Below are 12,403 nucleotides of genomic sequence, written 5' to 3'. Positions count from 1 at the left end.
TCATTGTCCAATTAATCGGAAAACTTGAAAAGAAACACTTTCCACCACATCCGGTGAAGAGCCTAATCGATTGTGCTCGAATGGTTGTCTTTCCCTGGTCGCATTGGTCGATGCAGTGCCTGAACAAAGCGCTCATGTACAGCAGAATCTACTTCAACATTAATCACGTCAAAAATAGCGAATTTTATCTCTTTTATCGCTTGCAATAGCTGATCGTTGCTGTATTCGTTACCTCCAATCAATACACTGCTAGCGGTTACATTGCGATTTGCCCGACGAGCCGTGATAGCAAGCCAATCGACGAGTTCGCTTAAGTAATCTTCAATGTGCGATGCTGGGCTGGCACCTGCAAAAGAAGTTTGTATAGCAGTTAGTATCTGCTTTGAGTCATCAGAGAGCTTGTCACTTATTAATGCTCTTTCTGTTAGCTGGTTTGTTAATGGAAGCCCAGCGCAAACACTCGCCCCAGCACCTAGCAAAACCGCTTTTGAATGTGAGAGCAGTTCTTCAAGTTTGTTGATTGCTGCTTTGAACTCTTTTTTTTCGAACAATTTGGTATCGAATACCATGCTCCCTCCTTAGAGCCCACCTTAAATGACAGAGTCTAGTGTTGATGATTTCCATTAAAAGGGCAGGTCTTGCTATTTGCCTCACCCATTAGCTGTTATGCAATTATGTAGCTAGAAGTTTCTAGTTTCTATCGGTGCTAACGCATTTTGGGAGTAAAAACCGTTTGCAACCGAGAGCTTGCTCCTCGTTACCAGCTTGAGATAAGGGAAAACAGCCAAGCTGGTGGCCTGACTGTTTGGGTTGAGGTAGGTTAAATCCGCTTTAAAGGCTTAACCACGCTTTCTAAGCCTTCAACTTTTAATGCTAAGCACAATTGCATCAGCTCCCCGAGCTCGCCGTCGGGGAATTCTGCTTTGTTTTGAAACCACAGTAAGTATTCTTCAGGCAGATCAATCAATACACGGCCTGCGTACTTGCCAAACGGCATGCGCATATTGGCCAATTTAATCAGTTGCGCTTTGTCCATGAAGCATTCCTTGTCGATTACGCCGTGGCTTGTTGGGGGTTCTCTCGCTGCTGAGCAATCATTTCAAGCAACATAGTTTCACGGATCAGCGATTGCCCGGCTTTGTCGCTGTTTGCCATCACCGCTTTGTTGTGCGCGATCGCGTGAGACAAATTCACCCACACAGGCCGCATGCCGTTATGGATCTCGTAGTGCTCAAACGTGGGAGTACCCAGCTCTCGATCGACTTGGCAGTAGAAACAGTAAGAAAACATATGCATCACATCAGCGCCGTCACGATACCAAGGGCGGTATTCTTCAAAGCAGCCAAACGGGCGAATATCACGAATATGTTGGGCACCCGTTTCTTCTTGTAGCTCGCGGATCATCCCCTGCTCTGCAGTTTCACCCTCGTCAATACCGCCACCGGGTAACGAATAATCATCATAACGTGCGGTGTACATCAAAAGGATCTCATCCCCTTGCAGCGCAATCGCGCGGGCCGCATGGCGTGTGATAATGGTTTTGTTGTCGAGCGGTAACACGCGCTCATCGGTGTGTTGGGCGATAATCTGCATAAAGAACTCAGGCAATACGAAAGCAAAGCGCGCGAGTATAACACACTCGCACGATTCGCCGCAGCGCGTTACAAACCGAGACGCCGTTACGCCAAGGCGGTGCCTTTTTCTGGTACATAGCCGCTCGCCACAAAGTGAACAAACGCTTCTTTATCTAACACCACCGCACCTTCAGCGTGCGCTTTTTCTATCATTGCGTTGCTAGCAAAATCACCAAAGCAGAGCACATCAACCGCTTCTTGCGTGTGATCGTTAATCGTCATACCGCTTTGCAGTGCCATCTCTGATAACTGACTCTCTTCATCGTTTGGAAAGCCTAAGAAGCTGACTTTAAACCAGCCATGCTTAGGGGTGGCAAGTTTGATCAAGCCCTCAACCGGACGCGCCGAGTCGGTGTTGCTCACGCGAGTATCATTAGCTTGAGCGGGCGCGTGATGCTCAGCAGATGACGAAACGGACTCAGAAGCCACCGCGTCTGACCACGTAAAGGGGCCGAAGTCCGATAAACCCTCACAGAACTGAATGACTTTGTCTTTCGCTGGGCCAGACATATCAGCGGGAAACGTGAAGTGAATCGTGCCATCGGCGTTTTCGCTTACATCGATGCCTTTCACAAGCCAAGCCGGCAGTTTTTTTGTCACCGCTGGCTGGGACGGTGCCTGCATGTTGGCGGCTGATGTGGTTTCCCTGCCGGTTGGTTTTAATTGCTCAATGGCATTTTTCCACCCCCACTTGAGCGCTTGGCGGACTAAATAAAACCCAAAGCCCAATGCGCAAAGGGCCAACAAACTTAACGTCGCTGACCATATAGACTGCGGGTTAGTGGGGCCATTAACAAATAACATAAATGCAATCACCATATAGCCAAAGCCGAGAATACGGCTAAACGCGCTATACTTTTTGTCCAATAAGGTCCAAACACATAGGTAGGGAATAAAAAGGATTCCTACGATTAAAAGGCCACTCGGCTTGGTGGTGGCGCGTGCATCAGTATTCATGATGGTTGTCTCTGCGATGAATAATCATACGGCGAAAGGAAACGCGCGAAGCCGCTGGGGTTCCGCACACGGAGCGCGCATAAAATTACGCCAACGTCCAGAATAATGCGAGCTATATGTCTTATTTTATCGACCTTCTTCCCGAACCCATTGCTCTTGGCTATCCAGCGTGGTGCTAAAAAACCCGTATGGACGAATTTATCGGCATTATTGACAGACTCGCCCGTGCAAGTATGGTTAATCCTGTGACGACGCGAGACCTTTTGCGTATACTGCCCGCCCTTACCGATTAAGACAGAGAGATCATCATGAGAGTTTGTGCTGTTGATTTAAAAGCCAATGAAGCGAACATTGTATTGCTAGACAGCGACAACGGCTTGTTTTCTGTGCCTGAGTGCCGCGCAAAAAAGATCACCGTTGCCAAGCCTGAAGCACAAGAAAGCATCCAACACTTTCATCGCACCATGAGCAAGCTGGTCGAAGACTATCAGGTAGAAAAGATTGTGATCCGCGAGCGCCCAACCAAAGGCAAATTTGCCGGTAGCAGTGCTGGATTCAAGCTAGAAGCCGCGTTGCAGCTAATTGAGGGAATCGATGCTGAGGTGCTGCCAAGCAGCGTAATGAAGCAAACCCTAAAACGTCATCCTGTTGATGTGAGCTTAAAAGAGCTCGGCCTTAAGCAGTTCCAAGAACAAGCATTTTTAACCGCTTGCGCGTATTGTAATCAGCACACCAACTAATTAAGTGACAACCACAAGGATGTGTTATGAGCCAAATCACTTATGCATCACCACTCGGTGAGTTAACCTTAACCGCGAATAGCGACGGACTCACCGGGTTGTATTTGCCTAAACGCGCACCGCAACCCGTTAATGCATCGTCTCACTCCGCCCAACGGGTACTGGATGAAGCATGTCGTCAGCTGGATGGTTACTTCAATGGCACGCGCCAACAATTCTCTTTGCCCCTCGCCCCACAAGGCACACCCTTTCAGCAACGGGTATGGCAAGCGCTACAAGCAATTCCGTATGGGCAAACGGCCAGCTATCAGACCATTTCCACCGCTATTGGTAACCCAAAAGCCAACCAAGCGGTAGGCGGCGCGAATGGCAAGAATCCAATTTCTATCATCATTCCTTGCCATCGTATTATTGGTCGCCAAGGGCAGCTGATTGGCTACGGGGGCGGTCTTGCGGCCAAACAAGCTTTGTTGATGTGGGAAGCAACCGGCGAATGGCCAACCACGCTCCCCAATCCGCAAAGTGGTAAAGAGAAAGCCTTTGTCGCTTAGCTACGCTGCTAACGCTTTTATCAGTCGCTCTGGGGTAAGTTTAAAACCGCAGTGCAGGTAAAAGCTTTGCGCATCGGCTTTGTGATAACTCGGGACCACTTCAATCTGATCACACCCTCTTGCCTGCAAACAGGTCTCCGCGGCACTGAGTAACTGGCGGCCGAGGGTCATGTCTCGAAAGTGTTCATCCACCATAATGGTGCTGATGCGCCCGACATGGTTGGATTTATCCAGTTGTAAGATCACATTGAACGCCACCACGCCTGCGACCAACCCACAAAGCTCAGCGACTAATACGTTGGCATCCTCTGCGTGAATCAGATCGGTGAGTGTTTTCTTCATTTGACGCCACGGAAGTGGGTCAGGCTGACAGCGCTCACACAAAGCGCAAATGGCATCGATATCGTGAAGGGTTGCCTGTCGAATCATGGTGTCTTCCTTGGTTGCCGAAGATAAGTCTCTAACATTTGCGATGGGCTAGGCCGTTGCATGGTAGCCCAGCCCCAAAACGATAAAGCGACGATTACTGTGCCTGTGCCATTTGCCCGCCTTTCACGCGTGAAAGGGTAACGCGACGGTCAAAGAAAAAGCCTTCATTGTCGGCTTGGTCGGCCAATGGCTGGCTGTCTCCATACGCAACCGTTTCTAGCTGCGCCGGTTCGACCCCAACCGAGACCAAGTAGTCATACACCGCTTGCACACGTTGCTCTGACAGCGCTTGGTTATAGGCTTTGCGCCCACGTGGGTCGGCATACCCGGCCAATTGCCATTGCGCATCCGGCATTTGCTGGATAAACCCTGCCAGCTCATCAAGCTGAATCATAAAGTGGGGTTCAATGTCAGCCGAGCTGGTTCGAAACTGAATATTCATCGCTAAGTCGATATCCTCGATAGAATGTTGCTCGGTGCGCAAGCGGGCAAGCTCTAATTGAGCTTCGTTGTATTTTTGCGTGACAAGACTCAGCTGCTCATTTTTCGCATTCATCGTTTCAATCGTATCTTGCTGCTCCGTCGCAAGTGTTTCGAAGCTCGCGTTTTGCCCCATCACGGTGCCGATAATCGCTCCCGCGACTGCGCCGACCGGTCCGGCCACTAACGCGCCAGCCACCGCGCCGCTGCCCATGCCGATCAATTCTGGTTTTTTGTCTCGCTCAACATGTGTGGCGGCCATCCCTTGTGGGGTTGCCACGACAAACATAGAAACCGCGAATACAGAGTGTGTGAGTGCTTTTTTGATATCCATAATGTCCTCGAAAGTGTGTTTGTTGTGCCGTGCTGGCGATGAGGACATTAAAACAAGCCGATCAGGCATTTTGCGGGAGCAAAAATGGCAATGTGGCGATCAATTGTGGCAAAAAAATGGCAATTGCGCGGAATCCGGCAAAAGGGGTTTTCTCTGCGCTGAGTTTGGGTATAGTCACTGCAACACTCGTTACCTATCCCGTACCATGAAGCAGATAGCAATTGTTGAAGATGAAGCCGCCATTCGCGATAACTATGCCGATGTGATTCGTCGCCAAGGCTATCAGGTTAATACCTACGCCGATCGCCCATCTGCCCAAACCGCTTTTGAGCAACGTCTACCCGATTTAGCCATTATCGACATTGGTCTGGGGAATGAAATTGACGGCGGCTTTGCGCTATGCCAAGCCCTACGCGCGATGTCTGCAACAGTGCCGATTATCTTCTTAACCGCTCGGGATAGTGACATTGACACAGTGGTGGGGCTGCGAATGGGCGCCGATGATTACTTGACCAAAGACGTCTCACTGCCTCACCTGATGGCACGCATTGCCGCCTTGTTTCGCCGCAGTGATCTCTTGGCCCAAACGCCGGCTAGCCAAGTAAAAAGTCTGCATTGCGGCCCGCTGAATCTTGATTTGGATCGGATGCGCGTTTACTGGCATGACACCTTGATCGATCTCACTGTGACCGAGTTTTGGATGGTCCATGCCTTGGTTAAACGTCCGGGCCACGTCAAAAGCCGTCAAGCATTAATGGATGAAGCGCACGCGGTGGTGGACGACAGCACCATTACCTCGCACGTGAAACGGATCCGTAAAAAGTTTCTCGCCGTCGATAGCCAATTTAATTGCATTAGCACCGTCTATGGCATGGGGTATCGCTGGGATGAGGAACACCCATGAGCCTGAGTCGACTGCGTCGTTATGGCTTAAAAGGACGTCGCTGGGTGCGAGAAGGGCTGGCCGGGATCCGCACCAAGATTGTAATTCTCTCGAGTTTTCTACTGCTGCTGCCCTATTTGGGCTACCAGTACGTGTGGGAAATGGAAAGTGTTTTACGCCAAGGCCAAGAGCAGACGCTAATGGGCACCGCTCGGGCCTTTGCGATGGGGATGAACGATCGCCCCAGCTTATTTACCCAGCATGCCCCACCCTCTACCTTAGAGCCGGGCAAAGATTTGCATGCATTTCGCTTAACCCAGCCTATTCGCTTAGATGGCAACTTAGAGGATTGGCAACCCTATCACCATCATCAGCGCCTTTACCAACGCAACGGACTGATCTTTAGCCAAGGTGCATACAACAGTGACACGCTTTCTTTGGCGATCATGAGTGGCAGCACCGACACTGCGGTGTATTTCGCGCTCGATATTATCGATAGCACCCCTGCCAAGCCACAAGCGACAGGCGATATCGACAGTCAAGATCATCTCATATTGGCACTCACCTCACCGCAAGGGGCGTTTTATCGCGTCGCCATCGGACAAGCGCGTGATTCTGACAATGCAAAAATCATCCATCTTGATAACGGTCTTGCCGACAATGCCACCGGCGTAAATATCGAAGGCCCGCCCCAACCACTTCCCATCGCCGCTAAGTGGCGCGCCACCGAGCAAGGCTACCAAGTTGAGATCAAACTGCCAGCAGCTTGGGTCGGCCAGCAGCTCGGCATCGCTTACTACGATGTGGATGACAGTTTTAACCGCGGTCTACGGGCGATCATTGGCACCGCATCAACACGTTCGGCGGCAACGCTGGGCAGCTTTATGATGCCCTCGGCCCCCATTCAAGCATTAATTGAGCGGATGAATAATGGCGCCTCCAGTGTATGGGTGGTTGATCAACACAGTCGCGTGCTAGCAAAAGCGGGCGATATCCAAACCTCCACCGGCGTCTGGCAACCTCGCCAAGCGATCCCAGAGCAGCAAGGCGTCATGGACTGGATAACACAAACGCTGCTACGCCCTTGGTACGATAAACTGCTTGTAACCCCGCCTGAGCATTTTGTCGATGCGATGCAACAAGCCTCAATTTATAAGGGCGTACAGGCGCAACAAGCCTTACAAGGGCGGCCTTACGCCAGTTGGCGCAGCTCAGATGACAACCAAGCGATGATCTTAACCGCAGCCTACCCGATTTGGTTGGAAGGTAAAGTAGCGGGGGCCGTGATTGTTGAAGAGACCACCAACGGGATCCGTAGCCTGCGTAATGAGGCCCTCGAAACCCTCTTTTCCGTGATGCTCGCGGTGATTTGTACCGGCGTGCTCTTGCTGCTGTTATTCGGCTCGCATATCGCCAAACGTCTGCGTCGTCTCCAACAAGAAGCTAATCATGCTATCGATAGCCAAGGGCGCGTCACGGGCACAATCACACCGGCAACCAGCCACGATGAAATCGGTTTATTAACCCAAACCATCACCGACATGGTTGGCCGCATTGCTGGCTATAACCAGTATCTTGAAAAAATGTCATCTCGCTTATCCCATGAGCTGAGAACGCCCATTGCGGTAGTGCGATCGTCATTGGAAAATATGGCGTACACGCAAGCGGACCCTGACCAGCTTACCTACATCAACCGCGCCCAAGACGGGGTGCAACGCCTTGCAGGGATCTTATCGACCTTAACCGAAGCCACACGCCTTGAACAAAGCTTTGATAATGCCGATAAAGAGCCGGTGAATCTCAATGCACTGATAGAAGGCTGCGGGCAAGGCTATCAACTGGCGTATCCGGATCATCGGTTTAACATCACACTACCGGCGCAGACCGTTCGAGTATTCGCTGTGCCCGACTACCTCGCGCAATTATTGGATAAGCTCGTGTCCAACGCGGTTGAGTTTGATGATGGCGCCACCCCGATTGATCTTGCGCTGAGCCTTGATGCTGAGCATATTACTATCACAGTAAGTAACGCCGGGCCGCTACTGCCCGAACATATGCGTGATCAGTTGTTCCAATCTATGGTCAGCGTACGGTCAGAGTCGCATAAATCGGATAAACCGCATCTCGGTTTAGGCCTTTACATTGCACGTTTGATTGCAGACTTTCACCAAGCGACACTTGTGGCCAGCAATCGCGCCAGCCAAGATGGTGTGACAATGTCACTTATATGGCCCAGCACACAGCAGCTTGGCGAAGATTGATCTTCCGCTTTATCGTGTCGATACTGAGGGTTCACTGACAGGGAGAGCTAACATGATTGACTTTTATTCAGCCGCCACCCCCAATGGCTACAAAGTTGCGATCGCCTTGGAAGAAATGGGACTGCCGTATCAATTGCATGCACTCGATTTAATGGCGAACGAACAGAAACAACCGGAATTTCTGGCGATTAACCCCAATGGACGTATTCCTGCCATTGTCGATCAGGACAACGACAATTTTGCTGTGTTTGAGTCCGGTGCCATTTTGCTCTATCTCGCGGAAAAGACGGGGCAGTTTCTAACGTCAGACCCTAAAGCGCGCTCGCAAACTATCCAGTGGCTCATGTTTCAAATGGGTGGGGTTGGGCCCATGATGGGCCAAGCGAACGTGTTTTACCGCTATTTCCCAGAGAAAATCCCAGCGGCAATCGAACGCTATCAAAAAGAGGGGCGACGCTTACTCGAAGTGGTTGATGGCCAGTTGCAAAAACATCCGTTCCTTGCCGGCGACGAATACACCATTGCCGATATGGCCACCTGGCCTTGGGCGCGCATTCATGAATGGAGCGGCATTGATATTTCGGGCCTTGATGCTTTAAAAGCGTGGCTAGATACGCTAGCGGCAAGGCCTGCCTGCCAAAAGGCGCTACTCACGCCCGCCCCCTCTGACGCGACAGATGAAGAGCGCGCCAAACAAATTCGCGGCATGGTCACACGCTAGGCTGAGCGGTATACTAAACGGGCAGGCACATCATTGGCCTGCCCTTTTTGTTCTGTCTATGCTGTCGAGGTTTTGTCGTGTTAACGCCCTGTATTGGTTTGTGCCGCCGTGAAGAAGATGTTTGTGTAGGGTGCAAGCGTACCCTCGATGAAATCATTGCGTGGGGCAAAATGACCGACGATCAGCGCGCCGCGATTATGGCTGAGCTCCCACAGCGTCCTGACCCCAAACCGCCTGAGCCCATTCGCCCCTCACGAAACCCGTTCAAACGACGATTCAGCTGATGCCACCAGTGGTTTACGGTATTCAATAATCACTTGGTTACCTTCGTAGTACACTGCTTCAATGTCGCCGTCGACAATGACTTTACTGCTTACCAACACATCTTGGTACGCTTGTTCGCGCTCACGCAGGCTGGGTAAGATTTTGTTGGGCTCAACGCCCATCGCTTGACAAAATGCGAACACAAAACGGCTGTCGAGTGTGGCATCGCCATGAATACAACGTGAAAAGGTAAGATGGCTGACTTCTAAGCGTTTTGCCATTTCAATTTGCGTGATCCGTGCTTTGGCTTTGTACGACATCCACGTGTCGTAGAGGGCTTGTCGATCCTCTTGGTTAAACGTCATCCTAGTGTCCAATCGAAAAAAAGAGCATTGGCTGCAAGGGTAACAAGCCACGACCGACGAATGTCAGCCTGCCGTTAAGCGCGAGTTAATCTTGCCGTGTGGCATCGACTTCGCTAGGATCGCGACTACGCGCCCAAACACAAGAGCCCCCTATGGACATTAATTTGGCGAACCTGCCTGCCGATGAAAAACAAAAAATAGAACTCGACAAACAAGCCGCCTACGCAGTTTGGAAAGTGGTCAACAACAAAGCAGAATCGAGCCTATTCGAGCAAGAAGCGCATGCGCTAGCTGAATGGCAGCGGGACTTCTACCTCGAATGCGTCGAAAAGTATCGAGCCCAACCCGACGCCTTCATCATTCCCGAACAAGACCCCCCTGTCAGCTGATCCTCTCGCGCCTATTAAGGCGCGTTTACACAAAGCGCTCCGCACGGATAAAAGAGACCAACTTTAAACCAGTTATTCTCTCTGCCAATAAATCACCTGTTTAAAACAGCATAGGTGTCTGTGTTTTGTGACACCTCCAGCGCACGAGTGACGCCAAATTGTCATACACTTTTTTGTCATTTCGACTAGCCAAATCCACCAACCCGCTCTACTGTTATTCTTATCAAAAAGCATTCATTATTTGGCGAGTTGCCGAACATTTAACTAACTTTAAAACGGTGTTGGCTGGGTGACTCCGCGGTAACCATAATAAAAGCCGCATAGAAAAGCGGACAGTGTACGATTACCGCCCGTAGGAAGCACCCTTACTTTTTAGACAGACAAGCGTTAGCTCAGTAAGGGGTAAAAACTATGACGTTGGGGTTTAAATCACGCATTATGGTGGGGGTCGGTCTGTTGGTGACCGTCTCTCTCGTGGTGTTGGGAACACTCAATACGCTCTCGCTACGAGAGAAAATGATTGAGTCTCTCACCACACAAACACAAAACAAACTTGATCACCATGTTACAGAGTTAGAGCAGCTGGTTACCTCGCAACTCTCGGCTATTGAAAAAGGTGCAAATCACTTCACAACGGGCCTCACCGCACAAGAAAACGTGGCGCAAGTGAGGATGCTGGCAGACACCGCCGGTATCGCCAATGTGATCATGACGTATGAAACCGGTGATTCGTTTATGTCGAATCATTCAGGCGATGGCGTCACCACCAACCAATACAACTTCCGCGATCGCGACTGGTATCGGCAAGTCAAAGCCGATCAATCCATTCACTTAACCGGTATTTACACCGACAAAGTGACTGGCGGTAAGGTGATCAGCGCGGTTGCCCCCGTGTTTGAAAATGGCCGCTTCATCGGCGCGTTGCTTGGTGACATTCCACTGGAAAGCGTGATCACTCAGGTAAGCAACATGCGCTTTGCCGGTGGTGCCGCAACACTGACCGATCAAAACGCAGTCTTTTTTGCCAGTGATGATCCGAACGATATCGGCAAAACGCCCTCTCAGGTCAGTGCCACCTTCAGTGATATGGAAAACATGTTCCGCACCGATGAGCGAGGTCACTTGAGCTTTCCCTATATGGGCATTAATTTTGATGGCTATTTCCAGCGCGTTAACCTCACGGAAAATCGCTATTGGACGCTGATGGTGTTTGTGGATCAGCAAACGGCGTTGGCAGACATTCGCAGTGCTAAAATTGAATCTTTAGTGACGGGGATCATCCTGCTGGCGCTGAGCTTGGCAGCGATCTATCTGATCATCAATTACTCATACCGTCCACTGATCAAATTGAAACAAGCGGTGTTAGATCTCTCCAAAGGGAGCGGCGATCTCACCGCACGACTTGAGGTCAATGGCAACGATGATTTGGCCCAAATCAGCCGCGGCTTTAATACCTTTGTCGAAAACCTGCAAAATATGATGCTGAAGGTCTCCCAAGCCAGTCAAATGATTTCCAGCAACATCACCCAGCTGTCGCAAAACACCCAAGAAAACGAGTCTGTTCTCGAGGCGCACTCGGCAGAAACCGAACAAGTGGTGACCGCGATTACTGAGATGAGTGAAAGTGCACGCAGTATTGCTCAAAATGTCTCGCAATCGAATGACATCACAGAATCGGCCAGTAAAGAGGCCAGTCAATCGCTTGAAGTGGTCGACAATGCCGTCGTCACCGTGAGTGCACTGGTAGATGAAGTGGAAGATATGTCAGCCCGAATCACCAGCATGAATCAGGATGCAAACAAAATCAGCGACGTGCTCAATGTGATCGGGGAAATTTCCGAGCAAACCAACCTGCTTGCCCTTAACGCCGCGATTGAAGCCGCGCGGGCCGGTGAGCAAGGCCGTGGGTTCGCGGTGGTTGCCGATGAAGTTCGTGCCCTCGCCGCGCGCACGCAAAGCAGCACGACCGAAATCTCAGATATGCTTACTGCCCTCCTTGATGGCACATCGAGCGTGGTTGAGGCGATGGGAAAAACCAAAGAGCAGTGCCAAAGCACGGCGGATAAGACGTCGGAAGTCTCAAACAGCCTGACCATCATGAGCGCCTCCGTACGTGAAATTGATGATGTCAGCACCCAAATCGCAACCGCGACCGAAGAACAAAGTGCCGTAGCGGAGGAGTTGAGTAAAAACATGCTCTCGATTCGCGACATGGTGAGCAGCTTAGTCGAGAGCGGTAAGCAAACCGTTTCCGCAACCGACTCATTATCACAGTCGAATCAAGAGCTTGATCGCTTAGTGTCCAATTTTAAACTGCAGTAGTTTTGCACGCAGTCCGTTTCAAGCGGCACAAGCACCCTCACACTTTATTCGGTTGTTGTTATCGTCAGGCAGG

At 50.7% G+C, this 12,403-nt stretch carries 15 protein-coding genes; 8 read left to right on the top strand and 7 right to left on the bottom strand.

Annotation, left to right across the window (positions count from 1 at the left end; translation table 11 throughout):
* Positions 1–62: 62 nt before the first annotated feature.
* The 4 genes from E8E00_RS16835 to E8E00_RS16820 all read right to left on the bottom strand — a co-directional run bounded on the left by E8E00_RS16835 (position 63) and on the right by E8E00_RS16820 (position 2,591).
* Positions 63–569 (bottom strand): hypothetical protein, encoded by a 507-nt coding sequence (locus E8E00_RS16835; RefSeq protein ID WP_240531963.1) that lies wholly within the window; start codon positions 567–569, stop codon positions 63–65.
* 251 nt (positions 570–820) lie between these two features.
* Complete coding sequence (locus E8E00_RS16830) at positions 821–1,036, bottom strand: DUF3820 family protein (protein WP_077640018.1); 216 nt, start codon at positions 1,034–1,036, stop codon at positions 821–823.
* Between the two features lie 17 nt (positions 1,037–1,053).
* Positions 1,054–1,593 carry an NUDIX hydrolase gene (locus E8E00_RS16825; protein WP_096631691.1) on the bottom strand — a complete coding sequence of 180 codons (540 nt, stop codon included), beginning with the start codon at positions 1,591–1,593 and terminating at the stop codon, positions 1,054–1,056.
* Between the two features lie 86 nt (positions 1,594–1,679).
* A complete protein-coding gene (locus E8E00_RS16820) occupies positions 1,680–2,591 on the bottom strand; it encodes a hypothetical protein (protein ID WP_096631693.1) in 912 nt (303 codons plus the stop codon).
* Positions 2,592–2,899: 308 nt separating this feature from the next.
* Between E8E00_RS16820 and E8E00_RS16815 the strand changes: the two genes are divergently transcribed.
* Positions 2,900–3,331 carry a DUF3010 family protein gene (locus tag E8E00_RS16815; RefSeq protein ID WP_069588706.1) on the top strand — a complete coding sequence of 144 codons (432 nt, stop codon included), beginning with the start codon at positions 2,900–2,902 and terminating at the stop codon, positions 3,329–3,331.
* Between the two features lie 26 nt (positions 3,332–3,357).
* Positions 3,358–3,882: a methylated-DNA--[protein]-cysteine S-methyltransferase gene (locus tag E8E00_RS16810; protein ID WP_096631695.1), complete on the top strand. Its 525-nt coding sequence runs from the start codon at positions 3,358–3,360 to the stop codon at positions 3,880–3,882.
* Here the strand turns inward: E8E00_RS16810 and E8E00_RS16805 are convergent, their stop codons facing one another.
* A complete protein-coding gene (locus tag E8E00_RS16805) occupies positions 3,883–4,311 on the bottom strand; it encodes a GNAT family N-acetyltransferase (RefSeq protein WP_069588709.1) in 429 nt (142 codons plus the stop codon). It abuts the gene before it with no gap.
* Between the two features lie 94 nt (positions 4,312–4,405).
* Positions 4,406–5,125 carry a sortase-associated OmpA-like protein PdsO gene (gene pdsO / locus E8E00_RS16800; RefSeq protein WP_168174076.1) on the bottom strand — a complete coding sequence of 240 codons (720 nt, stop codon included), beginning with the start codon at positions 5,123–5,125 and terminating at the stop codon, positions 4,406–4,408.
* Positions 5,126–5,330: 205 nt separating this feature from the next.
* Here pdsO and pdsR point away from each other — a divergent pair, with 205 nt between their 5' ends.
* The 4 genes from pdsR to E8E00_RS17540 all read left to right on the top strand — a co-directional run bounded on the left by pdsR (position 5,331) and on the right by E8E00_RS17540 (position 9,274).
* Positions 5,331–6,029, top strand: coding sequence for a proteobacterial dedicated sortase system response regulator (gene pdsR / locus E8E00_RS16795; RefSeq protein ID WP_096631699.1), 699 nt, complete (start codon positions 5,331–5,333; stop codon positions 6,027–6,029).
* Complete coding sequence (pdsS, locus tag E8E00_RS16790) at positions 6,026–8,269, top strand: proteobacterial dedicated sortase system histidine kinase (protein WP_096631702.1); 2,244 nt, start codon at positions 6,026–6,028, stop codon at positions 8,267–8,269. Before pdsR ends, pdsS begins: the two co-directional genes overlap by 4 nt.
* 52 nt (positions 8,270–8,321) lie before the next feature.
* The gene (locus E8E00_RS16785) at positions 8,322–8,990 is read left to right on the top strand and encodes a glutathione S-transferase family protein (protein ID WP_096631704.1); all 669 of its coding nucleotides are present in this window, start codon (positions 8,322–8,324) and stop codon (positions 8,988–8,990) included.
* Between the two features lie 77 nt (positions 8,991–9,067).
* The gene (locus tag E8E00_RS17540; RefSeq protein WP_198532242.1) at positions 9,068–9,274 is read left to right on the top strand and encodes a DUF1289 domain-containing protein; all 207 of its coding nucleotides are present in this window, start codon (positions 9,068–9,070) and stop codon (positions 9,272–9,274) included.
* Here E8E00_RS17540 and E8E00_RS16775 read toward each other — a convergent pair.
* Positions 9,242–9,619 carry a helix-turn-helix transcriptional regulator gene (locus E8E00_RS16775; protein WP_096631706.1) on the bottom strand — a complete coding sequence of 126 codons (378 nt, stop codon included), beginning with the start codon at positions 9,617–9,619 and terminating at the stop codon, positions 9,242–9,244. The genes E8E00_RS17540 and E8E00_RS16775 overlap by 33 nt on opposite strands.
* Before the next feature lie 152 nt (positions 9,620–9,771).
* Between E8E00_RS16775 and E8E00_RS16770 the strand changes: the two genes are divergently transcribed.
* Positions 9,772–10,008 carry a DUF3283 family protein gene (locus E8E00_RS16770; protein ID WP_077457192.1) on the top strand — a complete coding sequence of 79 codons (237 nt, stop codon included), beginning with the start codon at positions 9,772–9,774 and terminating at the stop codon, positions 10,006–10,008.
* Between the two features lie 411 nt (positions 10,009–10,419).
* A complete protein-coding gene (locus E8E00_RS16765) occupies positions 10,420–12,330 on the top strand; it encodes a methyl-accepting chemotaxis protein (protein WP_096631708.1) in 1,911 nt (636 codons plus the stop codon).
* The last annotated feature ends 73 nt before the right edge of the window (positions 12,331–12,403 follow it).

It is taken from the genome of Salinivibrio sp. YCSC6, from assembly GCF_004916735.1.
Lineage (GTDB): Bacteria > Pseudomonadota > Gammaproteobacteria > Enterobacterales > Vibrionaceae > Salinivibrio > Salinivibrio proteolyticus.
Note: the sequence above shows the minus strand (reverse complement) of the source record. Positions and strands in the feature narration are given on the sequence as shown.